The organism is Rhodococcus koreensis (genome assembly GCF_900105905.1).
Taxonomy (GTDB): domain Bacteria; phylum Actinomycetota; class Actinomycetes; order Mycobacteriales; family Mycobacteriaceae; genus Rhodococcus_F; species Rhodococcus_F koreensis.
Window position 1 is genome coordinate 1701781 of sequence record NZ_FNSV01000005.1, and the last position, 26428, is coordinate 1728208.

The 26428-nt window shown below is 68.5% G+C and carries 26 protein-coding genes; 7 read left to right on the forward strand and 19 right to left on the reverse strand.

Going from position 1 to position 26428, the window contains the following annotated elements:
- Positions 1–29: 29 nt before the first annotated feature.
- From hpf to BLV94_RS12760, 14 genes are all read right to left on the reverse strand, one after another.
- Positions 30–707 carry a ribosome hibernation-promoting factor, HPF/YfiA family gene (gene hpf, locus BLV94_RS12695; RefSeq protein WP_072937631.1) on the reverse strand — a complete coding sequence of 226 codons (678 nt, stop codon included), beginning with the start codon at positions 705–707 and terminating at the stop codon, positions 30–32.
- Between the two features lie 171 nt (positions 708–878).
- Complete coding sequence (locus BLV94_RS12700) at positions 879–1577, reverse strand: ComF family protein (protein WP_072937630.1); 699 nt, start codon at positions 1575–1577, stop codon at positions 879–881.
- 48 nt (positions 1578–1625) lie between these two features.
- Positions 1626–3419, reverse strand: coding sequence for an MtrAB system accessory lipoprotein LpqB (gene lpqB, locus BLV94_RS12705; protein WP_072937629.1), 1794 nt, complete (start codon positions 3417–3419; stop codon positions 1626–1628).
- The gene (gene mtrB, locus BLV94_RS12710) at positions 3416–5188 is read right to left on the reverse strand and encodes an MtrAB system histidine kinase MtrB (RefSeq protein WP_072937628.1); all 1773 of its coding nucleotides are present in this window, start codon (positions 5186–5188) and stop codon (positions 3416–3418) included. The genes lpqB and mtrB overlap by 4 nt, the downstream gene beginning before the upstream one ends.
- Positions 5185–5862, reverse strand: coding sequence for an MtrAB system response regulator MtrA (gene mtrA, locus BLV94_RS12715; protein WP_005240059.1), 678 nt, complete (start codon positions 5860–5862; stop codon positions 5185–5187). Before mtrA ends, mtrB begins: the two co-directional genes overlap by 4 nt.
- Before the next feature lie 45 nt (positions 5863–5907).
- A complete protein-coding gene (locus BLV94_RS12720; protein ID WP_072937627.1) occupies positions 5908–6591 on the reverse strand; it encodes a dTMP kinase in 684 nt (227 codons plus the stop codon).
- 56 nt (positions 6592–6647) lie between these two features.
- Positions 6648–8132, reverse strand: a complete 1485-nt coding sequence (ahcY, locus tag BLV94_RS12725; RefSeq protein ID WP_072937626.1) for an adenosylhomocysteinase — start codon at positions 8130–8132, stop codon at positions 6648–6650.
- A 90-nt stretch (positions 8133–8222) separates the two neighbouring features.
- Positions 8223–8843 carry a TetR/AcrR family transcriptional regulator gene (locus BLV94_RS12730; RefSeq protein ID WP_072937625.1) on the reverse strand — a complete coding sequence of 207 codons (621 nt, stop codon included), beginning with the start codon at positions 8841–8843 and terminating at the stop codon, positions 8223–8225.
- Between the two features lie 144 nt (positions 8844–8987).
- Positions 8988–10496 (reverse strand): amino acid permease, encoded by a 1509-nt coding sequence (locus tag BLV94_RS12735; RefSeq protein ID WP_072937624.1) that lies wholly within the window; start codon positions 10494–10496, stop codon positions 8988–8990.
- 28 nt (positions 10497–10524) lie between these two features.
- Positions 10525–11451 (reverse strand): cation diffusion facilitator family transporter, encoded by a 927-nt coding sequence (locus BLV94_RS12740; RefSeq protein WP_072937623.1) that lies wholly within the window; start codon positions 11449–11451, stop codon positions 10525–10527.
- Positions 11452–11525: 74 nt separating this feature from the next.
- The gene (gene manA, locus BLV94_RS12745; RefSeq protein WP_072937622.1) at positions 11526–12767 is read right to left on the reverse strand and encodes a mannose-6-phosphate isomerase, class I; all 1242 of its coding nucleotides are present in this window, start codon (positions 12765–12767) and stop codon (positions 11526–11528) included.
- Positions 12767–13846, reverse strand: coding sequence for a tobH protein (locus BLV94_RS12750; protein ID WP_072937621.1), 1080 nt, complete (start codon positions 13844–13846; stop codon positions 12767–12769). Before BLV94_RS12750 ends, manA begins: the two co-directional genes overlap by 1 nt.
- A gap of 93 nt (positions 13847–13939) precedes the next feature.
- On the reverse strand, positions 13940–15307 hold the full coding sequence (locus BLV94_RS12755; RefSeq protein WP_072937620.1) for a phosphomannomutase/phosphoglucomutase: 1368 nt from the start codon (positions 15305–15307) through the stop codon (positions 13940–13942).
- Positions 15308–15410: 103 nt separating this feature from the next.
- A complete protein-coding gene (locus BLV94_RS12760) occupies positions 15411–15806 on the reverse strand; it encodes a DUF3499 domain-containing protein (RefSeq protein ID WP_072937619.1) in 396 nt (131 codons plus the stop codon).
- A gap of 80 nt (positions 15807–15886) precedes the next feature.
- Between BLV94_RS12760 and BLV94_RS12765 the strand changes: the two genes are divergently transcribed.
- Positions 15887–16378: a metallopeptidase family protein gene (locus BLV94_RS12765; RefSeq protein ID WP_072937618.1), complete on the forward strand. Its 492-nt coding sequence runs from the start codon at positions 15887–15889 to the stop codon at positions 16376–16378.
- Here the strand turns inward: BLV94_RS12765 and BLV94_RS12770 are convergent, their stop codons facing one another.
- Positions 16379–16639, reverse strand: coding sequence for a WhiB family transcriptional regulator (locus tag BLV94_RS12770; RefSeq protein ID WP_167372239.1), 261 nt, complete (start codon positions 16637–16639; stop codon positions 16379–16381).
- A gap of 498 nt (positions 16640–17137) precedes the next feature.
- Between BLV94_RS12770 and cofD the strand changes: the two genes are divergently transcribed.
- From cofD to BLV94_RS12785, 3 genes are read left to right on the forward strand one after another with little or no spacing between them, the layout of a single operon-like run.
- Complete coding sequence (cofD, locus tag BLV94_RS12775; protein ID WP_074933733.1) at positions 17138–18121, forward strand: 2-phospho-L-lactate transferase; 984 nt, start codon at positions 17138–17140, stop codon at positions 18119–18121.
- Positions 18118–19482: a coenzyme F420-0:L-glutamate ligase gene (locus BLV94_RS12780; protein ID WP_072951192.1), complete on the forward strand. Its 1365-nt coding sequence runs from the start codon at positions 18118–18120 to the stop codon at positions 19480–19482. The genes cofD and BLV94_RS12780 overlap by 4 nt, the downstream gene beginning before the upstream one ends.
- Positions 19483–19492: 10 nt before the next feature.
- Positions 19493–20041: an NUDIX hydrolase gene (locus BLV94_RS12785; protein ID WP_072951194.1), complete on the forward strand. Its 549-nt coding sequence runs from the start codon at positions 19493–19495 to the stop codon at positions 20039–20041.
- A gap of 14 nt (positions 20042–20055) precedes the next feature.
- On the opposite strand, the gene manB is transcribed toward BLV94_RS12785, so the two are convergent.
- The 3 genes from manB to rfbD are packed head-to-tail and all read right to left on the reverse strand — an operon-like array spanning position 20056 to position 22907.
- Entirely contained in the window at positions 20056–21135 is a 1080-nt protein-coding gene (manB, locus tag BLV94_RS12790; protein ID WP_072951197.1) for a mannose-1-phosphate guanylyltransferase, read from the reverse strand.
- Positions 21125–22024 (reverse strand): glycosyltransferase family 2 protein, encoded by a 900-nt coding sequence (locus BLV94_RS12795; RefSeq protein WP_072951200.1) that lies wholly within the window; start codon positions 22022–22024, stop codon positions 21125–21127. The genes manB and BLV94_RS12795 overlap by 11 nt, the downstream gene beginning before the upstream one ends.
- Positions 22025–22058: 34 nt before the next feature.
- Positions 22059–22907: a dTDP-4-dehydrorhamnose reductase gene (gene rfbD, locus BLV94_RS12800; RefSeq protein WP_072951220.1), complete on the reverse strand. Its 849-nt coding sequence runs from the start codon at positions 22905–22907 to the stop codon at positions 22059–22061.
- 68 nt (positions 22908–22975) lie between these two features.
- Here rfbD and BLV94_RS12805 point away from each other — a divergent pair, with 68 nt between their 5' ends.
- On the forward strand, positions 22976–24508 hold the full coding sequence (locus BLV94_RS12805; RefSeq protein ID WP_443096534.1) for an LCP family protein: 1533 nt from the start codon (positions 22976–22978) through the stop codon (positions 24506–24508).
- 23 nt (positions 24509–24531) lie between these two features.
- A complete protein-coding gene (locus BLV94_RS12810) occupies positions 24532–25251 on the forward strand; it encodes a TIGR03089 family protein (RefSeq protein WP_072951202.1) in 720 nt (239 codons plus the stop codon).
- Here BLV94_RS12810 and BLV94_RS12815 read toward each other — a convergent pair.
- A complete protein-coding gene (locus BLV94_RS12815; protein WP_072951205.1) occupies positions 25236–25616 on the reverse strand; it encodes a hypothetical protein in 381 nt (126 codons plus the stop codon). The genes BLV94_RS12810 and BLV94_RS12815 overlap by 16 nt on opposite strands.
- 526 nt (positions 25617–26142) lie before the next feature.
- On the opposite strand from BLV94_RS12815, the gene BLV94_RS50850 reads away from it, so the two are divergent.
- Positions 26143–26394 carry an endonuclease domain-containing protein gene (locus BLV94_RS50850; RefSeq protein ID WP_244163842.1) on the forward strand — a complete coding sequence of 84 codons (252 nt, stop codon included), beginning with the start codon at positions 26143–26145 and terminating at the stop codon, positions 26392–26394.
- The last annotated feature ends 34 nt before the right edge of the window (positions 26395–26428 follow it).

Genomic DNA, 26428 nt, shown 5'->3' on the forward strand with positions numbered 1-26428 from the left:
CTCGGATCGTCAGGCGGAACGGGAGTACATCACGCCAGACGGATCAATCCGTAGTCGAACGCGTGCCGCCGGTAGACGACGGTCGCCTTGTCCGACTCCTTGTCGTGGAACAGGAAGAAATCGTGTCCTACCAGCTCCATCTCGTACAAAGCGTCGTCGACGGTCATCGGCGTGGCCTTGTGTTCCTTGGTACGCACGACATGACCCGGTGTGTGCTCGTCCGACACCTGACCGTCCAGGGAGATGTCGGGACTGATGCCGAGACTGTCGTCCTCGGCGAGTGCGGCGGTGGCCTCCGCCACCGACACCGGGGTCTTTTCCCCGTAATGGACCTTCTTGCGATCCTTCGTGCGGCGGAGCCTGCTCTCGAGCTTGGCGGTCACCGACTCGAATGCTGCATAGAAACTGTCGGCGCATGCCTCGGCTCGGGCTACCGGCCCCTTGCCTCGGGCAGTGATCTCGACGCGCTGGCAGTTCTTCCTCTGGCGCCGATTGGGTTCGTGGTGAAGTTCGACATCGAACAGGAATATGGAGGGATCGAAGCGCTCGAGGCGCGACAGCTTCTCGGAGACGTACACGCGGAAGTGGTCGGGTACCTCGACGTTGCGTCCCTTGACGACGATCTCGGCGGTGGGGGTATCCGTCTTCTCTTGTGCTTCCGTGGTGCGGTCGTCGACGAAAACCGAGGCTTGCGAAGGGGTCGTCACTCGTACCTCCCGATTACGGCCCCGCCCCTTGATGGGCGGCGGCGAGTTTGAGCAATGCCGGAAGGGGGTCCGCCCGGCACCAGGTTCGAAGTTCCACCTCCTACCTGTGTTTTCGGGTGTGTCCGCGACGCTAGTACGTAACGCGCGCGAGTGCCACTGTTCGGCAGAATTTCATCCAACACCCGCCACCACGACCACCGCGCTGATCCGGATACCCACTCTCGACAACACCCGAACCGACTCGGTCGCGGTCGCGCCGGTGGTCGACACGTCGTCCAGAAGAACCACCGAAACCCTGTGCAATGACGGCGATTCCGACTCGAGATGTCGCGCGAATGCTGCGCCGCTGCGCGTCAACCGAACGCCACCCTCTAGGTTTACTCGACGTTGATCTGCGTTCAGTCCGACCGAATCACGCACGGCGCGCCGCATCACGAGCGCGGGACACACGCGCCTGTCCCCTACCGCGGCGACGGCGATCCGCGTGACGGGGTCACCGCCGCGTGCACGGGCCGCCCGCGGACGCGTCGGAGCCGGCACGAGGACCACCGGGGCGACGTCCGGCGGGTCGAGTTCACCCCACTGTTGCAGACGGCTCAGAGCGCCCGCTACGGCGGATCCGAGCGGCGCAGCGAGATCGCGCCGCCCACGCTCCTTCGCGGCGATGACGGCCCGGCGGCGGGCACCCGAGTACGCCCCGAGCGCCCACACCCCGACGCCGGGGTCCACCCGCGGCCGGAGCAGCACGGGATCGTCGGCCAACTCCGTGGCGCAGCGGGCACACCACTGGGTGCCCGGCACCCCGCACCCGCCGCACTCGGCGGGCAGGATCAGGTCGAGCAGGGTGCGGAGACCGGGCAGGGCGCGCATGCGGGCAGTATCCGCGTTCGCACCGACAGCCGGCCCGCAGCGGCGGCCTCAGCCCGGCAGGACCGGGATCGCCTTCACACCCGTCAACCCGGGAACCTCCCGCCAGTACCGGTCGCCGGCCGGATCGTTGTTGTTCAACTGGAACACCGCCCGGGAGTCGGCGACGAACTCCGTGGTCGTCGACGCGTCCACGGCCACCACCGGCGCGGTCAGGTTGCGACTCGGCAGCGCGTCCATCCGCGAACCGTCGACGGCCACCTGCACCACCGGGATGTCCGACGCCGCACGCGCGACGACGATCGTGTCACTCGTGCTCCAGTCCAGGGACAGCGCCGGGCTGCCCAGCCCGATCGCGACCGCACGGGGATTCGTCAACGCGTACTGACCACCCGGCGTCTGGGTGACGATGGCGAGATAGACCTTGCCGTCGACGATCAGTGCCGCACGCACCCCGTCGCGGGACAGGCGCAACTCGGTGATCGTGGCGCCCAGTGCGGTGACGGCGCCTGCGTCGACGTTGACCACCGACGTCCGGCCGGTGCCGGGCTCGCGCAACACCCGAATGACCGTGTTGCCGTTGACCGCTGCCCAGATCGCCGAGTTGTCGGGCGCCCACGTGGGGCGGGTGATCGCGCCACCCTCGAGCACCGATGCGGCACCGTCCTCGTACGCCCCGACCATCAGCGAACTCGCGGGTTCCGGCGCGGGACGCCCGGTGTCCGCGACCGCGGCGACCAGTTTCCCGTCCTGCGACAGCGCGAGCGACCGCATGTTGCGGGCCGAACCGAAGTACCCGGGCACCGGGGTGACGCCGGTCTCGGTGACGCTCACCATCGACCCCTCGCGCAGCGCGTGCAGGCCGACGGTGGCGCTGGACGTCGCGAACGGGTTCATGGACGCGACGTCGGCGGTGGTCCACCCGTTCGGGAACCGCTCGTCGAACGGCTCGCCGTCGGCGAGCAGCACGTAGGGGCCCGAGATCTCCGCGTTGGCCAGCGTCCAGATCACCTGCGCCGCGAACAGCTGCTTCTGCTGCGCGTCCATCGGCGGCACGCCGGCGAAGTCGATCCGGATCCCGCCGAGCCCCACCCCGACCTGCGCGGTGCGGCCGTCGGCCTTCGTGATCGGGCCGCGCACCGAGACCCCGTCACCGAGCTCGTTGCGGACGGCTGGGGCGAGCGCGGCCTTGGGCCCGTCGATCAGCAGGCCGATCAGCTGCGACGCCATCTGGTCCTGGGCGCCCGACACCCAGCGCGGGTCCGGCACGACCGTCGTCCCGGCCGGGTCGAGGAAGTACAGCGACTTGCGCTGGTACGTGTTCAGGAACTGCGCCCGATCGAGGATCACGCCTGCGGGGAGTTCGGAGATCCGCCATTCGCCGCCCTGCAGCTCGAGACTGATCTTCGTCTCGAAACTGCCCTCCTCCGCAACGTACAGCCCACCGGGCTCGAGCTGACCCACCTTGTTGGCGCGGATCGTGTACGTCGCTTGGTCGGCCGACCGGGTCTCCGGGAGCACGTCGACCTTGTCGACGATCGTGGCGCTGGCCGCGTCGTCCCACCTGCCGGACACACCGGGGGTGAGGAACTGGCGGGCCGCGAGGTGCCGGTCGGTCGGATCGGTGCTGGCCTTGAAGAAGTCGCGCAGCAGCAGGTCTGGTTCGCGTCCCGGCGCCGGGGCCGCGACACTCGAGCCCGGCGAGTCACGGTTGATCGTGCCGATCGCCTGCGGGGTGGACGAATCCGGGAGGCTCGCGCACCCGCTGACGGTCACGAGCACCGCGAGGGCGATCGCACCGCACACCGACCGCGACTGCAGGGCGGATCGCCGGCCGGGCGTCACAGGTCCGACTCCGGCACGTGCGCACCGTCCCGGTCACCGACGTGCGCACGCTCACGTTGCTGGGGAATCGTGCGGGACTCGTCGGCCGCCGCCTCCGGGGCCTCGTTGCGCACCGGCAACGTGTCGTCGCCCGGAACCGGCTGTCCTTGAACGTATTTCACGGTTCCCGGTTTCAGCGGCAGCGGGCTCGACACGACCTTGCGTCCCCGCACCCGGGGCAGCGTCAACCGGAAGCAGGCGCCCTGGCCGGGTTCACCCCACGCCTCGAGCCTGCCGTCGTGGAGATTCGCGTCCTCCACGCTGATCGCGAGTCCGAGGCCGGTACCGCCCGACCGCCGCACGCGCGACGGATCGGACCGCCAGAACCTGTTGAACACCAGCTTCTCCTCGCCCGGCCGCAGGCCCACGCCCTGGTCGCGCACGATGAACGCCGCAGCGCTGTCGTCGGCGCGCACGCGCAGCAGCACCGGCTTGCCTTCTCCGTGATCGATCGCGTTCGCCAGCAGGTTCCGCAGGATGCGCTCCACCCGACGCGGATCCACCTCGGCCATCACCGCCTGATCGGGCAGGTCCACGATCAGTTCGGTCCCGCTCTCGCGCGCGAGGTGGCGGACGGTCGAGATCGCCGCACGCGCACACATCCGGACGTCGAGTTGCTCGGCGGCCAGTTCCGCGACGCCGGCGTCGTGCCTGCTGATCTCGAGGAGGTCGGCCAGCAGCCCCTCGAATCGGTCCAGTTCCGCGACCAGCAACTCCGAGGACCGCCGCAGCACGGGGTCGAGATCGTCGCTGCCGTCGTGAATGAGGTCGGCCGCCATGCGCACGGTCGTCAGCGGCGTCCGTAGTTCGTGACTCACGTCGGAGGTGAATCGCTTCTGGAGATTTCCGAACTCCTCGAGCTGGGTGATCTGCTTGGACAGACTCTCCGCCATCTCGTTGAACGACATCGCCAGCCGGGCCATGTCGTCCTCGCCGCGCACGGGCATCCGTTCCTTCAACCGGCCGTCCGCGAAACGCACCGCGATCCGTGACGCCGACCGGATGGGCAGGACCACCTGCCGGGCGACGAGGAGCGCGATGGCCGCGAGCAGCACGGCGAGCACGGCGCCACCCACCAGCAGCGTGCCGCGGACCAGCGACAGGCTGCGGTCCTCACTGGCCAGCGGGAACACGAGGTACAGCTCGAGTGTGGAGATCGCCGACGCGGTCGGGCTCCCGACGATCAGCGCCGGCCCCGAATAGCCTTCCGGATCGTTCACGGTGGCGAACTGGTACGCCACCTGACCGGCCTGGACGAACGCCCGCAGCGACTCCGGGATCTGGTCCGCCGGACCACTCGACGTCGGCGCACGGGGGCCGTCACCGGGCACGATCAGCACCGGGTCGAACGTCCCCGCCGAACCCGACGCCTGCCCGGCGTCGGGTTCACGGTTCGTCAGGGCGGCCCTGGCGCCGTCGAGCTGCGTGGTGGGCGAACTACTGTCGTCCGCGCCTGCCAGCTGCCCCTCCACCGTGCTCCGGGCACGGTCCATCTCCTCGGTGGCCGCGTTGATCTTCGTCTCGAGCAGACGGTCGGTGATCTGACTCGTCAGCACGACGCCGAGCACGACGATGACGATGAGCGACAACGTCAACGTCGAGACGACGACCCTCAGCTGCAGCGAACGACGCCACGTGTGCGCGAGGGTATTGCTCAGTGAGTGACCCCACCGAAGGATCGGCGAAACGCGTCGGTTGACACGACGCCGCCATCGGGAAACACCTGTCACGGCGGTCCGGCCTTGTAGCCGACCCCCCTGACCGTCAAAACCACTTCGGGATTCTCGGGATCAGTCTCGACCTTGGCGCGCAGGCGCTGCACGTGCACGTTGACCAGTCGGGTGTCGGCCGCATGTCGGTAACCCCACACCTGCTCGAGCAGCACCTCACGGGTGAACACCTGTCGCGGCTTGCGCGCCAGAGCCACCAGCAGGTCGAACTCGAGGGGGGTGAGGGAGATCAGTTCTTCGCCCCGGCTCACCTTGTGGGCGGGGACGTCGATGACGATGTCGGCGATGCTGAGCAGCTCGGCCGGCTCGTCCTCGGTCCGGCGAAGCCGAGCGCGGACCCGAGCCACCAGCTCCTTGGGCTTGAACGGCTTCATGATGTAGTCGTCCGCGCCGGATTCCAATCCGAGGACCACGTCGACGGTGTCCGTCTTCGCGGTCAGCATCACGATGGGAACACCGGAATCGGCCCGCAGGACACGGCACACGTCGATGCCGTTCATGCCGGGCAGCATCAGGTCGAGCAGCACCAGGTCGGGGCGTGTCTCCCGGACCGCGGTGAGCGCCTGGGTCCCGTCCCCCACCACATACGGATCGAATCCTTCGCCGCGGAGCACGATCGTGAGCATCTCCGCGAGCGCAGTGTCGTCGTCGACAACCAGAATCCTTGGCTTCATGTCCCTATCGTTGCATCTTCGGAGGCCGTAACAGCCCGTTCGCCGTTACGGCGTGCCGTGTTCTTTCTCGTCACGGCGTGCCGTGTCGTCACTCAAGAGTGCCAGGTTTTCGGCGAGCGTGACCGGATCGGTGTCCGGGGTGAGCACCCACCACGGCGAAATCCAGTCCTTCACGGCCAGCTCGCGGTACACCTCACCGGTGCGTTCCTGCAGCCCACGGTCGCGTTCGTAGGCGTCGAGCGACCGGCTGGCATCCGCCGATTCGCGGCCACGGGCGCGTTGCGCGGCGAGCGCCACGGGAACATCCAGGTACAGCTGCAGGTCGGGTCGGGGCAGCCCCAGCCGCTCGAATTCGAGGTTCGCCACCCAGCCGACGAACTCCCCGTCCGCCGCCTGGTGCAACCGGGCCGCGCCGTACGCGGCGTTGGACGCCACATAGCGGTCGAGGATTACCAGGTCGTGGCCGGCGAGCAGCGCGGACAGCTCGCCGACGGCACCGGACCGGTCCAGCGCGAACATGACGGCCATCGCGTGCACGGAGTCGGCGAGGTCCCCGTGCGCGCCCTTGAGCGCCTCGGATGCCAGATCGGCGTGCACGGACCGGCCGTACCGCGGAAAGTCGAGGGTGCCGACCGTCAGACCCCGTTCGGCGAGGCGGGCCACGACCGCTCCGACGAGTGTTCGCTTGCCCGCGCCGTCCAGGCCTTCCAGCGCAATCAGTGTTCCCACGGGGAGAAAGGCTATCCCCCGGCCCGCACGCGACGGACCGGGGGACGCCGCGGCCTCTAGTACCGGTAGTGCTCGGGCTTGAACGGGCCCTCGACGTCGACGCCGATGTACTCCGCCTGCTCCTTGGTGAGCTTGGTGAGGGTGCCACCGAGGGCCTCGACGTGGATCTTCGCGACCTTCTCGTCGAGGTGCTTCGGAAGGCGGTACACCTCGTTGTCGTACTCTTCCGGCTTCGTCCACAGCTCGATCTGGGCGATCACCTGGTTGGAGAAGCTGTTGCTCATCACGAACGAGGGGTGGCCGGTCGCGTTGCCGAGGTTCAGCAGGCGCCCCTCGGACAGCACGATGATCGAGTGGCCGTTCTTGAACCGGAACTCGTCCACCTGCGGCTTGATGTTGATGCGGGTGATCTCACCGGAACGTTCGAGGCCGGCCATGTCGATCTCGTTGTCGAAGTGACCGATGTTGCCCAGGATGGCCTGGTGCTTCATCTGCTTCATGTGATCGAACGTGATGATGTCCTTGTTGCCCGTGGACGTGATGATGATGTCGGCCCAGCCGATGGCCTGCTCGACCGTCTTCACCTCGAAGCCGTCCATCAGTGCCTGGAGGGCGTTGATGGGGTCGACCTCGGTGACCGCGACGCGGGCACCCTGCCCGCGCAGCGCCTCTGCGCAACCCTTGCCGACGTCGCCGTAACCGCAGACGAGCGCGGCCTTGCCGCCGATCAGCACGTCGGTGCCGCGGTTGATGCCGTCGAGCAGCGAGTGGCGGGTGCCGTACTTGTTGTCGAACTTGCTCTTGGTGACCGAGTCGTTGACGTTGATGGCCGGGAAGACGAGTTCACCGGCAGCAGCGACCTGGTACAGACGCAGGACACCGGTCGTGGTCTCCTCGGTGACGCCCTGGACCGACTCCGCAACCTTCGTCCACTTGGTCTTGTCTGCTTCGAGGGACTGACGCAGCAGGGCGAGGAACACCTTGTACTCGTCGGAATCCTGGTCGTCGTCGGTGGGCGGTACGACGCCCGCCTTCTCGAACTGCGCGCCCTTGAGGACGAGCATCGTGGCGTCGCCGCCGTCGTCGAGGATCATGTTCGCCGGCTTGTCGGCGTCCGGCCAGGTGAGCATCCGCTCGGCGGCCCACCAGTACTCCTCGAGCGTCTCGCCCTTCCACGCGAAGACCGGGGTGCCCTGCGGCTCCTCCGGTGTGCCGTGGGGGCCGACGACGATCGCGGCGGCGGCGTGATCCTGCGTCGAGAAGATGTTGCACGAGGCCCAGCGGACCTCGGCGCCCAGCGCGGTGAGCGTCTCGATGAGCACGGCCGTCTGGATGGTCATGTGCAGCGAACCGGAGATGCGAGCACCCTTGAGCGGCAGCACCTCTGCGTACTCGCGACGGAGGGCCATCAGTCCCGGCATCTCGTGCTCGGCGAGCCGGATCTCCTTGCGGCCGAACTCGGCGAGCGAAAGGTCCGCCACCTTGAAATCGATCCCGTTACGGCTCTCGGCCACGGGCGTGGTTGAAACTGAGGTCGTCATCTGCCTCTCCTGGTTGACTGCTGTTTCGGTCAAGGCTATCGGTACTGCGGCCCGGGGGTCACACTCACGTGACGCTGCGCGGCCGGGCGATCACTCCCGATCGGCTCCGCCGACCGCCTCGTCCACGAAAGGACCCAGAAGAGCACCCAGATCCTCGGCGACGTTGGCCTCGGATTCGGGTGGCATCGAGATGTAACTCATAGCGAGACGCACGATGGCGCGGCTGAGGATCCCCGCGTCCGACGGGTTCGCCCGCACCCAGCCCCGCTGGAACACCTCGGCGAGCCGCGTCGACGCCCGCTCGATGATCGGGGCGCTCTCGGTCGTGATCAGCCGCAGCAGGTCGGGCTTGGTCTCGCCGCGCAGAAGTGACTGCACCAGAGGGTCGGACAGGCTGGCCGCGAAGAACGCGGTGAAACCGGCGAGCAGCGCGGCGCGGCCCTGCCCGACGTTCGTCACCAGCGCCTCGTCGACCGCGTCGACCAGTTCGTCGGCGAGCCGGAGGGCGTACGCCTCCGCCAGCCCCTGCCGGGACTTGAACTCGTTGTAGAGCGTCTGCCTGCTCACCCCGGCACCGGCCGCGACATCCGACATCGTGATGTCGGACCAGTCCTTCTCGAACAGGAGATCCCGCATCGCGTCCAGCACCGACTGACGCAGCAGCAGCCGCGCAGCCTCCTGATAGGGCACCCGGACACGCGACGAAGTCATGGCGACGACCTTAGTGCCCCGCTTTCGCCGCACCGTAATCCGGTCGGCTCCGCTCGTCCGGGGAGTCGTCCCAACGAATTACGGCGGCACACCACCGCGAGGCACCGAAACCCCCTGCGCCCCAGCAGGACACCCTCCGGCGTGTCAGACCTCGCCGCGGCTCCGCCGCTCCATCATCGAGTGACGGCGACTGTAGGCGAAATAGATGATCACACCGAGCACCATCCACACGATGAACCGGATCCACGTCTCGACGGACAGGTTGACCATCAGCCACACGCAGGCGAGAACCGCGAGGATGGGCACCACCGGCACGAACGGGACCCGGAATCCGCGGGGCAGGTCCGGGCGGGTGCGGCGCAGCACGATCACGCCGATCGACACGAGGACGAACGCGAACAGCGTTCCGATGTTCACCATCTCCTCGAGGGTGCCGATCGGGAAGACGCCCGCCAGCACGGCCACCACGACACCGACGAGCACGGTGATCCGAACGGGGGTGCCGTGCTTGCCGGTCGGCGCCAGCCGCCTCGGCATCAGCCCGTCCCGGGACATGGCGAACAGCACGCGGGTCTGCCCGAGCATGAGGACCATCACCACGGTGGTCAGGCCGGCCAGTGCACCGAACGAGATCAGGTTCTTCGCCCACGTGATCCCGTGAATGCCGAAGGCGGTGGCCAGATTGGAACTGTCCCCGGCCAATTCGTGGTAGTCGACCATGCCGGTGAGCACCAGCGTCACCGCCACGTACAGGATCGTCACGATCAGCAGGGAGCCCAGGATTCCGCGGGGCAGCGCCTTCTGCGGATTCTTCGTCTCCTCGGCGGTGGTGGCGACGATGTCGAACCCGATGAACGCGAAGAATACGAGGCTGGCCGCCGCGAGCAGCCCGTACCAGCCGAACGTGCTGCCGCCCGCGCCCGTGGCGTACGAGAACAGGGACTGATGGATACCCTCGCCCGTGCTGCCCGCCTCGGACGGCGGAATGTACGGCGAGTAGTTGTCGGGGTCGATGTAGAACGCGCCGACGACCACGACGACCAGGACGACGGCCACCTTGATCGAGGTGATCACGAGTGAGACGCGCGACGACAGCTTGGTGCCCGTCGCCAGCACGACGGTGATGATCGCGACGATGAGTACCGCGCCCCAGTCGAATTTGACCGAACCGATCTGCGCGATCGGCGAATGGTTGCCGATCACCTCACCGAGATAGAGCGACCAGCCCTTCGCCACGACCGACGCGGCGAGCGCGAATTCGAGGATGAGGTCCCAGCCGATGATCCACGCGACCAGTTCACCGAACGTCGCATAGGAGAACGTGTACGCGCTGCCCGCGACCGGAACGGTCGAGGCGAACTCCGCGTAGCAGAGCGCGGCGAGGCCGCACGCGATGGCGGCGATGACGAACGCCGCCGACACCGAGGGACCCGCGACGTTGCCTGCGGTGCGCGCGGTGAGCGTGAAGATGCCGGCACCGATGACGACTGCGACACCGAAGACAGTCAGGTCCCACGCCGTCAGATCCTTGCGGAGTTTGGTCTCCGGTTCGTCGGTGTCGCGGATCGACTGCTCGATCGACTTGGTGCGGAACAATCCGGTCGGCCTGCCGCCGATATCCGGTCCTCCGCTGCCTTTGTCCTGGATGGCCACATCAGCCTCCTCAATCGAAAGTTGCCGTTCAGCCTATGCCTTCGGTTGCCCGGAACAGGTCGGGTTCGATGTAGATGCGGCGAGCCGCCGGGACGGCGCGCCGCACCCGCGCCTCGGCCTCGTCGATGGCCTCGGCGATCGTGCCGATGTCCGAACCGGGGGCCATCGCCACTTTCGCCGCCACGAGGATTTCCTCGGGCCCGAGGTACTGCGTCTTGCAGTGGATGACGCGCTCGATCTGCTCGCCGTCGGCGAGGGCGGCGAGAATCTTCGCCTCCTCGTCGGCGGTGGCGCCCTCACCGATCAGCAGACTCTGCATCTCGACGATGAGGATGATCGCGATGACGCCGAGCAAGGCGCCGATGCAGAGGGTGCCGACCCCGTCCCACACCGGATCGCCGGTGAGCATCGTCAGACCGACACCGCCGAGCGCGAGCACGAGACCGACCAGTGCGCCGGTGTCCTCGAGAAGCACGACGGGTAGCTCCGGGCTGCGCGACGTGCGGATGAATCCCCACCAGCTCGCCTGCCCCTTGAGCGGACGCGACTCCCGCATGGCGGTGAGGAAGCTGAACCCCTCGAGCGCGATGGCGATCACCAGGATGACCACCGCCACGAGTGGCGACGACAGTTCCTCGGGATGCTGGATCTTGTGGATGCCCTCGTAGATCGCGAACAGCGAACCGAGGCTGAACAACACGAGCGCGACGACGAACGAATAGAAGTAGCGGCTGCGCCCGTAGCCGAACTGGTGCAGATCGTCGGCGGCGCGTTCGGCCTTCCTCTGGCCGAGCAGGAGCAGGCCCTGATTGGAGGTATCGGCCACCGAGTGCACGGATTCCGCCAGCATGGACGACGAGCCGGTGATCAGGAAGCCGGCGAACTTGGCAACCGCGATGCCGGCATTGGCACCGAGCGCGGCGAGAATCGCCTTCTTTCCCCCATGAGCCGACAACTGACTCCTCCTCTCGGTCGCACACGACCCTCACGACGACGGGCCGCGGAGGCCTTCCCGGATCGCAGGGCGGCTCACAGGCTACGCGCGATCGGGGAGCCGACCCTCGCACTGAACAACTGGGCACACTCGGTGCCCGCCGTCACCACCACTTCGGGGTCCTCGGCCGCGATCCAGACGGCGTTTCCCTGGGAGAGTTCGAGGCCGTCGGATCCACACCGCAGCTCCACCGAACCCGAGGTGCACAACAGAATGTGCGGCCCATCCGAGTCGAGCCGGTGCTCCGCCGGGCCGGCCGGTGACAGATCGATCCGCGCGAGGACGAATTCCGGCGCCGGCGTCGAATACACGAATTCGCCCCCGCCTGGCCGCTCCCGAGCCTCCAGGATCGGAATGTCGACGGTGTCGAAATCGAGGACACGCAGCAACTCCGGTACGTCCACGTGCTTCGGCGTCAGTCCCCCGCGCAGCACGTTGTCGGAGTTGGCCATGATCTCGACCGCCATCCCGTGCAGGTAGGCGTGGAGGTTGCCGGCGTCGAGGTACAGACCCTGCCCCGGTTCGAGGGTGACCCGGTTCAGCAGGAGCGCGGCGAGCACACCCGCATCCCCCGGGTACACCTCGCTCAGTTCGAGGGCAGTGCGGACCTCCGCCGCGAATTCACCGTCCTTGGTGTTCGACAGATAGTCGACGCATCCGTCGAGCACCCTCGGCATCAGCGCACCGAGCACGGGCTGCGGCAACGTGATCCACGTGGTGAACAGCGCGCGGAGACCGTCCGAGTCGGGTTGGCCGGCAATCAGGCCCACGTAAGGCTGCAGTTCCGGAACGGCGATCGCCTCGAGCAGCTTGACTGTGCGCTGAGGGTCCCGGAAACCGGCGAGCGCGTGGAACCTGCTGAGGGCCACGACGAGTTCGGGTTTGTGGCTGGCGTCCTTGTAGTTGCGCACGGAGGACTCGAGGGGGATTCCCACCTCGTTCTCCCGGGCGAAGCCCTCCCACGCCTGCTCGGCGCTCGGGTGCGCCTGCAACGACAGCGGCTCCTCCGACGCGAGCAACTTCAGGAGGAACGGGAGGCGCTCGCCGAACGTCTCGACACTGCGCTTCCCGAGCTGACGTTCGGGCTCCGCGTGCACCAGGTCCAGAAGAGACCGGGGCCCCTCGTCGGTGATGACGCGGGCGGGATCACCGGGGTGCGCGCCCAGCCACAGTTCCGCCTCCGGATGGGCCGTGGGAACCGGAAGTCCGCGCAGCTGTGCGATGGCGGTGCGCGATCCCCACGCGTAGGACCGGAGCGCACCTTCGAGTCGGTGCACTAGATACCGCCGATCAACTGTAGATACGCGGCAGTCATGTCGAGCCTGCCGACCAGAACCGCCGCCTGTTCCAATTCGGGGCGCTGCGAGGGGACCTGCCCCTCGTCGGACGACGCGACGACGAGGTCGACGTCGCCCAGGACCGCGATCCTGCGTTCGACGAGCATCCGGTCGGCATCGGCCGACAGCACGAACGTGCGCACCGGGCTCGCCGGCGGCGGACCGTCCAGTTCGGGATCGTGGAAGATCGAGTCGTGCGCGGAGAGCGCCTGGTCGACGCGGAACGTGCCCGCCGCGCTCAGCACGTCCGGAAGCTCCGACGCCGTCGCCACGCGGCCGGCGTGCAGCAGCGCCTCGGCGCCGTGCCGGGCCAACTCCACCGTGCTCTCCGTATCACCGGTCAGCACGATGCGGCGTCCCTGCATGCGGGAGGCCAGAGACTTCGCCGGGTTGTGGAACACCTCGCTGTTCGGCCGGTCGCGCAGCGCCTCACCGTCGACCGCGTCGGCGAGTTGCTCGAGGTCGGGGACCTCGTCGCCCCAGCGTTCCGAACCGACCACCCGCAGGACGGCCAGCAGAACCGCGAAGTACCGGAGCAGACCGTGCCGGGTCAGTGCCCGGACCCGCGGCGCGAACATGACGACGCGTCCGGCCGCTGCCGCTTGCAAGGGTCCCTCGTCCGGTGCTGCGACCACCACTTCGGCGCCGCGCCGGACCGCCGCGTCGACGGCCTGCACGAGACGGGGGTCGCCTGCGTCGTCGCCGGCCACCACGACCACATCGAGCGGACCCACCCAGACGGGGGTCCGGGTGGCGCGCACCAGCGGGAATCCGATCCGTTCGGCGAGGACCGCCGTCAGGATCCCGGCACCGCGGCTGGCCCGCCCCGCGCCGGTGACCACCACCACGCTGCGCGGACGCAGCCCCTGCAGTCGTTCGAGAGCCCCTTCCTCGACCGCGGACCGGGTGGCCCGGATCTGGGCACCCCCCATTGCGGCGGAACGGAGTACGCCCTCGGTGTCCGCGGAAACCAGTGCGTCCCCGTCGTCCAGATCGAGCAGGGGCGTCGGCGCTGTCATGACACCGCACCCCCTTTCTTCGTCAGTGCAAGCCTCATCAGTGCAAGCCACATTCGCAGCACGAGCAGAACCTTGTTATTCCAACTATGGCAGTCAGGCTCGGACGATGCCCAATATCTCGGTAACGAGTGCATCTACGTCTGCCGTCGTGGGCGCTTCGACGTTGAGTCGCAGCAGCGGTTCGGTGTTGGAGGCGCGCAGGTTGAACCACGCGTCGCCCTGCAATTCGACCGTGACACCGTCGAGCCGGTCGACACCCGCGGTGCGATCGGCGAACGCCGCCACCACCGCGTCGGTCCGCTCGACGGCGTCCGACACCGTCGAATTGATCTCTCCGGACGCCGCGTACCGCTCGTACTTGGCCATCAGTTCGGACAGCGGACGGTCCTGCTCCCCCAGTGCCGCGAGGACGTGCAACCCGGCGAGCATGCCGGAGTCGGCGCCCCAGAAATCGCGGAAGTAGTAGTGAGCGGAGTGCTCGCCACCGAAGATCGCCCCCGTCTCGGCCATCTGCTGCTTGATGAACGAATGCCCGACCCGGGTGCGCACCGGGTGTCCACCCAGTTCGGTGACCAGTTCCGGCACGGCGCGGGAGGTGATGAGGTTGTGGATGACGGTTGCGCCCGGCTCCTTGGCCAGCTCACGCTCGGCCACCAGGGCCGTCACTGCGGACGGCGACACCGGGTTGCCGAGCTCGTCGACCACGAAGCAGCGGTCGGCGTCACCGTCGAAAGCCAGACCGATGTCGGCACCGGTCTCCCGGACGTACCGCTGCAGATCCACCAGGTTGGCCGGGTCGAGCGGATTCGCCTCGTGGTTCGGGAACGTGCCGTCGAGTTCGAAGTACAGCGGCTGCAGCTTCACCGGCATCGGCTCGAACACTGCGGGGACGGTGTGCCCGCCCATGCCGTTGCCCGCGTCCACGGCCACCGTCAGCGGCCGGAGGCCGGACAGGTTCACCAGCCCGCGGACGAAACTCGCGTACTGCTCGAGCACGTCCTCCTCGGACACCTCACCCGCGGCGCCGACGTACGCGGGCACCCCGTCGACGACCTCCGCGGCGATCGCGGCGAGGCCCGTCTCCTGCCCCACCGGCTTCGCGCCCGCGCGGCACAGCTTGATGCCGTTGTACTTCGCCGGGTTGTGGCTCGCGGTGAACATCGCACCCGGGCAGTCGAACAGTCCCGAAGCGAAATACAGCTGATCGGTGGACGCGAGTCCGATGAGCACGACGTCCAGACCCTGGGCGGTGACACCGTCGGCGAACGCGCGGGCGAGTTCCGGGGACGACGCACGCATGTCGTAACCGATCACGACCTTCGTGGCACTCTCCGCACGGACGAGTCGTGCGAACGCGCCACCCACGTCCTGCACGAACGCGGCATCGATTTGTTCACCGACGACACCCCGCACGTCGTAAGCCTTGATCACGGCATGTACGGACTCGGCTGATCGCGCCACTTCTGTTTTCTCCTTTACGAGCACCAGTGCTGGCGCAAGCCTAATGCCTGCCCGTCGCGGGCACGGCACGCCGCGGACCGCAGGCCCGGGACGAGCTGGGACGTCAGTTGGCAGGGTCGGGAAGAACCCGCAGGTGGCCACGCCGGCCGGTACGAGCCGGGCCGGGCTGGGTGCCGGTTTCGGCGCGCTCCTCGGTGGACACGGTCCGCTCGGACCGCCCACGATCGCCGAGGCCCGCCTCCCGCACGGCCTCCGCCAGCGCGGTCAGATCGTCCTCGTCCGGGGTGCTCGACGAAAATCCGCCCTCGTACCGAACCAGTTCCCAGCCCTTGGGTGCGGTGATCCTCGACGCGTGCGTTTCGCACAGATCCCACGAGTGCGGCTCGTCGACAGTTGCGAGCGGGCCGACGACGGCGGTGGAGTCCGAGTAGACGTACGTGAGCGTCGCGACAGCGGGGTTCTTGCACCCGGGGCGGCAGCATCGACGCAGAGATCTCACAGCTAAGAAGCCTAGCCCCACGAAGGCCCGACACCTACTCGGACACACCGACAGTGTCCGGCTGTCGTAATGTCCACTCCATGTCCAGAGCACGACGCAGGCGTCCCGTCACCACCCGATCCGTCGACCGACGGGGACGTGGGATCCGCGGGTCCGTGTTCCCCCCGGACGCGCCGGCGCGACGCAGCCGCGCGGAGAAATTCGATCTGGTGGTTCTGGAGGCGTTCGCGCCGATCGACTCACGCTGGCGTGAACGCCTCACGAAGTTGGACATCGCTGTCGACGAAGTCCCGAAGATTCATGCGCTCGACCCGGATTCGGTCAACTGGCCCGCCGAGGTCGTGGCGGACGGGCCCGTGCCGCTGTCCCGGTTGATCCCGGCAGGCATCGACCGGCACGGATCCACGACGCGGGCGCGAGTCGTCCTGTTCCGGCGACCGCTGGAACAGCGCGCCAAGGATCCGGACGATCTCACCGACCTGGTGCACGACGTGCTCGTACAGCAGGTGAGCACCTACCTCGGAGTCGAACCCGAGGTCATCGACCCGGATCTGCCGGGCGATGATGACTGACTAAACGATCCCCCGCTTCAGCCGCCGGCGCTCACGCTCCGACAGACCACCCCAGATACCGAACCGCTCGTCATTGGCCAGTGCGTAGTCGAGGCATTCGTCCCGCACCTCGCAGCCGAGGCAGATGCGCTTCGCTTCTCGGGTGGAGCCCCCCTTTTCGGGGAAGAAGGCCTCAGGGTCGGTCTGCGCGCAAAGTGCACGTTCCTGCCACTGATCCTCGATGGTGTCGAACAATTCGTCGAAACCGGTCACCAGACTCAATACCGGGCGGGGGCCCGCCGTCTCGACTTCCTGCGCGACGAGTTCCGGCACAGGAATTTCTTTCACACTGCTTTCTTGCACACTTATTTGTTGCACACCGTCTTCTTGCACACAGACTTCTTGAACACAGACGCCGTCCGCTGCGCCTGCTTCGGAATTGGTCTGCGGTTCGTCGCTTACTGTGCTCCAGCGAGTCTCCGACTCGAGCTGCTCATTGGGCATCGTTCCGCCTCCTCACCTGTGATAGCGCAGAAAATTTTGATCGATCATGTACCCCGAACCGAACACCCCTGCCACCCCGTTCGAACAACCGTTCGAATTGATCCCCGCTGCAAGTGATTCCACGTCCGCAACGTTGGAATGACATATTTGTGATTAGACACGCCCAGCGTGTCGCGGTCAAGCTAACGGCAAAAAGTCGATTACTATTTCGCGCTCTCCAATCGCCCTGGGGAAGCAGCCCACCGGACGCCGACGGCCACCGCCTAGGCTTGCACCGTGAACGTGACTGTATTGGTTGGCGGGGTCGGTGGGGCCCGGTTCCTGCAAGGGGTGCGGCGGCTTCTCGGTGTTGATGCGCCGGATGGTGGGGGTTCGTCGCATCGGATCACGGCGGTGGTCAATGTCGGTGACGATGTGTGGATGCACGGGTTGCGGATCTGCCCGGATCTGGACACCTGCATGTACACCCTCGGCGGGGGTATCGACCCGGTGCGGGGGTGGGGGCATGCGGGTGAAACCTGGAACGCGAAGGAGGAACTCGCCGCGTACGGGGCGAAGCCGGAGTGGTTCGGGCTCGGCGACCGGGACATCGCGACGCATCTGATCCGCTCCCAGATGCTGCGGACGGGGTATCCGTTGTCGGCGGTCACCGAGGCGTTGTGCAACCGGTGGCGGCCGGGGGTGACGTTGCTGCCGGTCACCGACGATCGGAGTGAGACTCACGTGGTGATCACCGACCCGGAGGACGGGGAGCAGCGGGCGATCCACTTCCAGGAGTGGTGGGTTCGGCACCGCGCGCAGGTCCCGACGCACAGCTTCGCGCACATCGGCGCCGAGCAGGCGTCCCCGGCGCCGGGGGTGCTGGAGGCGATCGAGGGCGCCGACATCGTGTTGCTGGCGCCGTCGAATCCGGTGGTCAGCGTCGGGGCGATCCTGGCGGTGCCGGGGATCCGGGGGGCGCTGCGCACCACCACCGCGCGGGTGGTCGGGGTGTCGCCGATCGTCGGCGGGAAACCGTTGCGCGGCATGGCCGACGAATGTTTGGACGTGATCGGGGTGGAAACCTCCGCGGAGGCGATCGGGCGCTGGTACGGGGCGCGGAGTGGCACGGGGATCCTCGACGGGTGGCTGGTCCACGACACCGACACCGCCGACGTCCCCGGGGTGGCCGTGGCCAGTGTGCCGTTGCTGATGTCCGACCCGGACGCCACCGCCGCGATGGTGCGGGCGGCGCTGGACGTGGCCGGGGTGACCCTGTGACCGCACCGACCGGTGCATCCCGGGTGGATCACGCGCCGGGCGGTGCGATCGAGATCCTGCCGGTGACCGGGTTGCCGGAGTTCCGGCCCGGCGACGACCTGGCCGCCGCGATCGTCGCGGCGGCGCCGTGGCTGCGCGGTGGTGACGTGCTGGTGGTGACGAGCAAGGTGTTCTCGAAGGTGGAGGGCCGGATCGTGCCGTCCCCGGCCGATCCGGAGGAGCGGGACGCAGCCCGCCGGCGGCTGGTGGAGCAGGAAGCGGTCCGGGTGGTCGCCCGCAGGGGCCGGACGTTGATCACCGAGAACCGGTTGGGGATCGTGCAGGCCGCGTCCGGTATCGACGGCTCGAATGTGGAGGGTACGGAACTGGCATTGCTGCCGGAGGATCCGGACGGCAGCGCCCGCGGGCTGCGGGAGGCGATCGCCGGGGCGCTCGGTGTCACGGTGGCGGTGGTGGTCACCGACACCATGGGCCGGGCATGGCGCAACGGCCAGATCGACGCCGCGATCGGTGCGGCCGGGGTACCGGTGCTGCACGGGTACGCCGGGGCCCGGGACTCGCAGGGCAACGAACTCATGGTGACGGAGGTCGCGGTGGCCGACGAGATCGCCGCGGCCGGGGATCTGGTGAAGGGCAAGCTCGGTGGGGTGCCGGTCGCGGTGGTCCGCGGTCTGGGTCTGGCCGACGACGGGTCGCGGGCGCGGGATCTGATCCGGGCCGGTGAGGAGGACCTGTTCTGGCTCGGGACCGCCGAGTCGGTGGAGCGGGGGCGGGCGGAGGCGGTGCTGCTGCGCCGCTCGGTCCGGGAGTTCGCCGACGATCCGGTCGACCCGGGTGCGGTGCGGGCGGCGATCGGAGAGGCGTTGACCGCCCCGGCGCCGCATCACACCCGGCCGGTGCGGTTCGTGTGGGTCCGCACCCGCACGGTGCGCGAGGAGTTGCTGACCGCGATGCGGGAGCGGTGGCAGGCCGACCTGACCGCCGACGGCATGGACGGGGCGGCGGTGGCGGCGCGGGTGGCGCGGGGGAACATCCTGTTCGACGCGCCGGAGGTGATCGTCCCGTTCTGCGTGCCCGACGGTGCGCACCCCTACCCGGATCCGCGTCGGCGGGCGGCGGAGGCGACGATGTTCACCGTCGCGGTCGGTGCGGCCGTGCAGGGGCTGCTGGTGTCGCTGGCGACCAAGGGGATCGGCAGCTGCTGGATCGGTTCGACGATCTTCGCCCCGGACACCGTGCGCGGTGTCCTCGACCTGCCCGACGACTGGCAGCCGCTCGGCGCGATCGCCGTCGGCTACCCCCTCGAACCACTCACACCCCGCCGGCCCACCGACCCCGGCGACGCCCTCATCGAGAAATGACCCACACACCATGAGCGCCGAATCACTGCACCGCACCGCGACCGCCGCGCTCGAGGGCTGGAAGACGCTCGACGAGAACGACGAATCGTTGCGGCACACCATGCTTGCGTTCCTCGCCTCCGCGCCGCTCGGGTGCCTGCGTGAGTACGCGCCCGGACACATCACGGCCTCCTCCCTCGTCCTGGACGAGGGAGGGTGTCATGTGCTGCTCACCCTGCATCCCCGGGTCGGCCGGTGGATCCAATTGGGTGGGCACTGTGAGCCTTCCGACGACACCGTCGTCGACGCCGCACTGCGGGAGGCGTGCGAGGAATCGGGGATTCCCGACCTGCGGATCGACCCCGAACTGCTGTCGGCGCACACCCACCCGATCACGTGCTCACTCGGACAACCCACCCGGCACCTGGATCTCCGGTTCCTCGTCCGCTCGCGTGCAGGCGCCCACATCGTGCGAAGCTCCGAATCGACGGATCTGCGCTGGTGGCCGGTGGACGCACTGCCGCCGAACGCGGAGAAGTCCACGATCGACCACCTCGTGCACCTCGCCGGATTGCGCTAGGGGCGCTTCATCTCTCACACGTCCGTGCTGAACCGCACCCCGCCGTCGGGCAGCGTCACGCCCGGCCACACCCGGGCCCCGCGCAGCAGTTCGCACCGGGCGCCGATGTCTGCGCCGTCACCGATCACCGCGTCCCGCACGAGGGCCCGCGGACCGATGCGCGCGCCGAAACCGATGATGGACCGTTCGACGGTCGCACCGGCCTCGACGACGGCGCCGTCGAACAGCACTGCGCCGTCGAGTCGTGCGCCCGCACCCACCTCGGCGCCGCGGCCGACAACGGTTCCGCCGATCAGCAGCGCGCCCGGCGCGACACCCGCCCCGGGGTGGACGAGCGATTCGCCGCGCGGCCCGTCGAGCGCAGGCGACGGAGCGATGCCGCGCACCAGGTCCGCGGACCCGCGCACGAAGTCCTCGGGAGTGCCCATGTCGCGCCAGTACGACGAGTCGACGTGCCCGTAGACGCGGGCGTCCTCGGCCAGCAGCGACGGGAACACCTCACGCTCCACCGACACCGGACGGCCCTCGGGGATCCGTTCGATGATCTCGCGCTTGAAGACGTAGCAGCCGGCGTTGATCTGGTCGGTCGGCGGGTCCTGCGTCTTCTCGAGGAACGCGGTGACCCGGCCGTCGGCGTCGGTTGGCACGCAGCCGAACGCCCGCGGATCCCCCACCCGCACGAGGTGCAGGGTGACGTCCGCGTCCCGGTTGCGGTGGGTGTCGAGGATCGCCCCCAGATCGGTGCCGCCGAGGACGTCGCCGTTGAAGACCATGGCGTGGTCGCCGCGCAGCTTCGGCAGAACGTTGCGGATGCCGCCACCGGTGCCGAGCGGTTCGGTCTCTGTGACGTAGTCGATCTCGAGCCCCAGCTTGGAACCGTCCCCGAAGTACTCCTCGAAGACCTCCGCCTTGAAGGACGTGCCGAGCACGACGTGCGTGATCCCGGCCGCCCCGATCCGCGCCAGCAGATGCTGGAGGAACGGCAGACCCGCCGTCGGCAGCATCGGTTTGGGCGCCGACAGGGTCAGCGGGCGAAGCCTCGTTCCCTGACCGCCGACCAGCACAACTGCATCGGTCGTCTTCTCAATTGCCATGAGTCGTTCCCCCCTCGTTCTGGTTTCTGCGTCGTTCCCGGACTGCGGCAGCCACGGCGATCTTCGACCGCACTGCCAATCCTCCCCGAAGTGCCCACCGCAGTGGCGCCTGCCACCAGTGGGGATGACGATCGGCCTGGAACCGGTACGCGCTCTGATGGTGAGCGGGCAGCATCAGTTCCGGATGCTTGCCCGCGGCGTGCCCCTTCGCGTGGGTGACCTCGGCGGAGGGCACGTACACGTTGAGCCACCCGGCCTTGCCCAGGCGGTCGCCGAGGTCGACGTCCTCCATGTACATGAAGTAGCGGGAATCGAAGCCGTTGATCGAGTCGAAGGCGACGCGACGCATCAGCAGGCACGAACCGGACAACCAGCCGACGGACCGCTCGCTGACCGTCTCGTTCTCCTGGCGGTAGCCGGCAGTCCACGGATTGGACGGCCATACCGTGCCCAGCACCGCATGCCCGGCTCCCGACACGAGGTCGGGGACCTGGCGCGCCGATGGGTAGATGCTTCCGTCGGGTTCCAGAACGAGAGGTCCGAGCGCCCCCGCACGCGGCCAGCGCTCGGCGGCCGCGAGGAGAACGTCGATCGATCCGGGCGCCCAGCGAACATCCGGATTGGCGATGACGACGAACTCGATGTCCTCGTCGATCTCCGCCACAGCCCTGTTGATGGCACCGCCGTAGCCGATGTTCCCGCCGGTGCGCAGCAGGCGCACGTGCTCGTGCGCCGCGTCCGCGGCCTCGGGGGCGCCGTCCGTCGATCCGTTGTCGGCCATCACGACCTGCGGATCTTCTTTCGTCGCCTCGGCGAGAGTGCCCAGGAATTGCTCCAGATGCTCACCTGGCGAATAGGTCACCGTCACCACGGCCAGCTTCGAACTCACGCGGGCAAGCGTAGCCGTTGAAAGAGGGTCCCCCTCACACCGCGGCATGCAGAGCGGCGCGCAACCCGTCCCGCCACGGCCGCAACGGGGTCAGCCCGGCGTCGGCCCACGCGCGGCCGGACAGCACCGAGAACGCCGGTCGCGGGGCGGGGCGCACGAACTGGGCACTCGTGCACGGGTGCACGCGCTGTGGGTCCGCACCTGCTTCCTCGAACACGGCCCGCGCGAGGTCGAACCAACTTGCCCGGCCCGAGTTGGTGGCGTGCAGTACCGGCGCTCCGATGTCGCTGCGACCGGCCAGTTCGAGCAGCGCATCGGCCAGGTCGCCGGCGAATGTGGGCGAGCCCACCTGATCGTCCACGACGTCGACCGTGTCACGTTCACGCTCGAGGCGGCGCATGGTGGAGACGAAGTCGGAACCCACCCCGCTGTACACCCAGGCGGTGCGCACGACGTGCGCGGACGGAAGGGCAGCGTGGACGGCACGCTCGCCGGCGAGTTTGGTGCGTCCGTACACCGTCGCGGGACCGGTCGGGGCGTCCACCTCGTACGGCGTGTCGCCGTCCCCGGCGAACACGTAGTCGGTGGAGACGTGGATCAGCCGGGCACCCACCCGGGCGCACGCCGCCGCCAGGTTCGCAGGACCGTCCTCGTTCACCGCCCGCGCAGTGTCCTCGTCCGACTCCGCGGCGTCCACCGCGGTGTACGCGGCGCAGTTGATCACCACCGAACCGGCTTCGATCTGCGCAAGCACCGCGTCGCGGTCGGTGATGTCGAGCTCGTCCGAGCCCAGTCCCCGGGCCGGAATCCCGGAGGCCTCGGCTCGTCGGAGAAGGTGCCCACCCAGCTGTCCCCGGGCGCCGGTCACAAGGATGTTCGTCACGGCGCCCAGTCTGGCACGCCGATCCACGCCTCCCTGCTCCAGCCGCGTCGACCAGTAGCCTGGTTTCCGTGTCACACGAGCAACCCGCACCAGACGCACCCCCGAGCACCGCTCGGCGGCCGATTCACATCGCTGTCGCGGTGCTGTCGGTGCTCGCACTCGTCGTCACGGGATTCGCGTGGCGGAGCATCGACTCGCTGCGCAACAATCTGGCAACCGCGGGCGGTCTCGGACTCGGCGGAAGCGCCGACGGCGCCGTCGACATCCTCATGGTCGGCACCGACAGCCGCACCGACGCCCACGGCAACCCGCTGTCCCAGGAGGAACTCGACTCGCTGCGGGCCGGCGAGGAGGTGGCGTCCAACACCGACACCATCGTCCTCATCCGCGTGCCGAACGACGGCAGTTCCGCCACCGCCATCTCGATCCCCCGCGACTCGTACGTCGACGTGCCGGGGATCGGCATGTCGAAGATCAACGCCGCCTACGGCGCCACCAAGGAAACCGAGCGGCTGAAACTCGTCGAGGACGGAGCCACCGACAAGGAGGCCGAGGAGGAGTCGACGAAGGCAGGCCGCGAGGCGCTCATCCACTCGGTGGCAGACCTCACCGGCATCACCGTCGACCACTACGCCGAGGTCGGGCTGCTCGGATTCGTCCTCCTCACCAACGCGGTCGGCGGTGTCGACGTCTGCCTCAACGAACCGGTGGACGAGGACATGTCCGGCGCCCACTTCCCCGCCGGGGAGCAGACGCTGAAGGGCGCGGACGCACTGAGCTTCGTCCGCCAGCGCCACGACCTCCCCCGCGGCGACCTCGACCGCATCGTGCGCCAGCAGGTGTTCATGGCCTCGCTCGTCGGCAAGGTGCTGTCCGCGAAGACTCTCAGCGACCCGGGCAAGCTGAACGAACTCAGCGGCGCGGTGCAGCGCTCGGTCGTGCTCGACGACGACTGGGACATCATCGAATTCGCCACCCAGCTGCAGGACCTCGCCGGCGGCAAGGTGCAGTTCGAGACCATTCCGGTCGCAGATCTCAACGGCATGACCGACTACGGCGAGTCCATCGTCGAGGTCAAGCCGAAGGACGTGAAGAAGTACGTGGCCGGTCTCGTCGGCGAGGAGCCCACCGACTCGGAGGACACCACCACCAAGTCCGAGACACCCGACATCGACGCGTCGACCGTCACCGTCGACGTCGCGAACGCGAGCGACGTCGGTGGCCTCGCGAACGGTGTGGCCGACGCCCTGACATCACTCGGCTACGGACAGGGTGAGATCGGCAACTACACGGGCAAAGCGGTGAGCAAGACCACCGTCTTCGCGCATTCCGCGGACGACGACAGCGCCAAGGCGGTCGCGGCCGCGCTCGGCGGGCTCCCCACCGATACCGATTCGACCCTGCCGAAAGGCTCGGTCCGGGTGGTGCTGGCCGGTGACTACCAGGGGCCGACGTCCGCGGAGACCATCAGCACCACCTCGTCGTCCGAGTCCTCGGAGACGGGCCTCGAACCCGTCTCCACGGCAGGAACGACACCCACCCCGGCACCGCCCGGCCCGCCCATCGATGCCGGCTCGTCGGGCCCGCGTTGTGTGAACTAGAAAACGAGAGACGGACTGTGTCCATGAACCATGCGTCCCGCACGCTGACCGACGCCCTGCTCGACCCCATCCTGAAGAACGACCCGGCCGGACCGCGCGTCACGTTCTACGACGACGCGACGGGCGAACGGGTCGAACTCTCGGCCCTCACCCTCGCCAACTGGGCGGCCAAGACCGCCAACCTGCTGCGCGACGAATTCGCCGTCGAACCCGGCGCCCGCGTCGCGGTGCTCCTGCCCGCACACTGGCAGACCGCCGCGGTCCTCCTCGGCGCCTGGTGGGCCGGCGCCGACGTCGTCCTCGAACCCGATGCGGACGCCGAGATCGCCCTCGTCTCCGCTGCACGCCTGGGCGACGTCGAGGACGTTCCGGAGGTCGCGGCGCTGTCGCTGGACGCGTTCGGCCGCCCCGTTCCCGACCTTCCCGTCGGCATCACCGACTACGCCACCTCGGTGCGCGTTCACGGCGACCAGTTCCGGCCGACGGTCGCCGGACCCGCACTGGCGGGCAAGAGCGTCGACGACGTTCTCGCCGCAGCCCTGGCGTCCGCCGAGTCGCACGGGATCACCGGCACCGACCGGGTGCTGTCCGTCGAGGCGTGGGACTCCCCCGACGCCCTGATCGACGGTCTGGTGGCGGTGTTCGCGGCCGGCGCGTCACTGGTGCAGGTCGCCAACGCCGACACCGCGGCTCAGGCGCGGCGCGTGGACACCGAGAAGATCACCCGTCAGCTGTCCCGGTAGCCGCCGTCCGCGAGGCCCGCGGCGATCTCGAACCTGTTCCGGGCGCCGCGGCGCCTCGACTCCTCGAACAGGTACCGCAGCGCGAAGGCCCACCCGTACGTCGCCCACTGGTCGGCGTGGACCGCTTCGTGTCGCAGGAGCGATCTCGCCGGTTCCCGGCCGGTGAGAAACGCACCGCCTATCGTCGTCCCGCCCCGCGCGTACCCACCGCGCATGCCGCTGCACACGAAGAGGCCGAACTCGGCGTCGAACGTGATGCGCGCACCCCACAGCCGGGCATACGCCAACGCCAGCCGAGTGATCGCCGCCGACTGAGGATTCCCCCGCGAAGCCCGGATCATCGGCACCCCGCGGCTACGTTTCATGTGCGCAGGATAAGCGCTCGCGGCAGCGTTCATCCACAACCTCGTGCCCATCCACAGGCGAACCCGAAGTCCCAGTTCGCGCGCCGGAGAGGTGACATGCGCCACCCCATGCTGTCGATCATGAGTGCACACATACGAACCCTGAAAGAACTGACCGACGCGGGAATCCCGCGTAGCACCATCGCCTCCCGGTGCCGGAGCGGCCGCTACCAGCGTCTGCTGCCCACGGTGTACTCCCTCGCCGAACCCGACATGTACGACCGGTGTGCCGCGGTGTCCGCGTGGCGGTCGGCTGCGGTGCTGAGTCACCGCACAGCGGCCTGGCTCTACGGGTGGCTGCCCGAACCGACCGTCGTCGAAGCGTCGATCCCGACGAGTTCCGTGACCTCACCTCACCCACCGCGGTCGGCATGGGACGCCCGCGGCGCAGCGACTCCTGCGACACGCTTCCCTCCGCGCGGCGTCGGAACCCGAGCGCGTACTCGGCCGCGAGCTCAGCCTTCGCGGATTCGCACTCGCACCCAACCTGCCGATCGGTCCGTACGTGGGTGATTTCGTGGACGAACGTGCGCGGATCGTCGTCGAGGTCGACGGCCGCGAATTCCACAGTGAGCCCGACGTGTTCAGAGGCGACCGTCGGCGTCAGAATTGGCTCGTCCGGGAGGGGTGGATGGTGCTCCGCTTCGCGGCCTACGACGTGCTGGCCCATCCCGATGCGATCGCCGACGAGATCATCGCCGCCGTGCGTAGACGGCGTCGCAGTCGGCGCCGGAAGTGAACTCAGCCGCCACTCGTTGCCCGCCGAGGGCTGT

Excerpts from the sequence above, each read along its gene's own strand:
- BLV94_RS12700 (WP_072937630.1), bottom strand. The coding sequence starts at position 1,577 with ATGCGCGCCCTGCCCGGTCTCCGCACCCTGCTCGACCTGATCCTGCCC.
- BLV94_RS12810 (WP_072951202.1), top strand. The coding sequence starts at position 24,532 with ATGAACCATGCGTCCCGCACGCTGACCGACGCCCTGCTCGACCCCATC.
- mtrA (WP_005240059.1), bottom strand. The coding sequence starts at position 5,862 with ATGAAGCCAAGGATTCTGGTTGTCGACGACGACACTGCGCTCGCGGAG.
- BLV94_RS12750 (WP_072937621.1), bottom strand. The coding sequence starts at position 13,846 with ATGACAGCGCCGACGCCCCTGCTCGATCTGGACGACGGGGACGCACTG.
- BLV94_RS12785 (WP_072951194.1), top strand. The coding sequence starts at position 19,493 with ATGAGCGCCGAATCACTGCACCGCACCGCGACCGCCGCGCTCGAGGGC.
- manB (WP_072951197.1), bottom strand. The coding sequence starts at position 21,135 with ATGGCAATTGAGAAGACGACCGATGCAGTTGTGCTGGTCGGCGGTCAG.
- BLV94_RS12765 (WP_072937618.1), top strand. The coding sequence starts at position 15,887 with ATGTCCAGAGCACGACGCAGGCGTCCCGTCACCACCCGATCCGTCGAC.
- ahcY (WP_072937626.1), bottom strand. The coding sequence starts at position 8,132 with ATGACGACCTCAGTTTCAACCACGCCCGTGGCCGAGAGCCGTAACGGG.
- BLV94_RS12815 (WP_072951205.1), bottom strand. The coding sequence starts at position 25,616 with ATGAAACGTAGCCGCGGGGTGCCGATGATCCGGGCTTCGCGGGGGAAT.
- BLV94_RS12730 (WP_072937625.1), bottom strand. The coding sequence starts at position 8,843 with ATGACTTCGTCGCGTGTCCGGGTGCCCTATCAGGAGGCTGCGCGGCTG.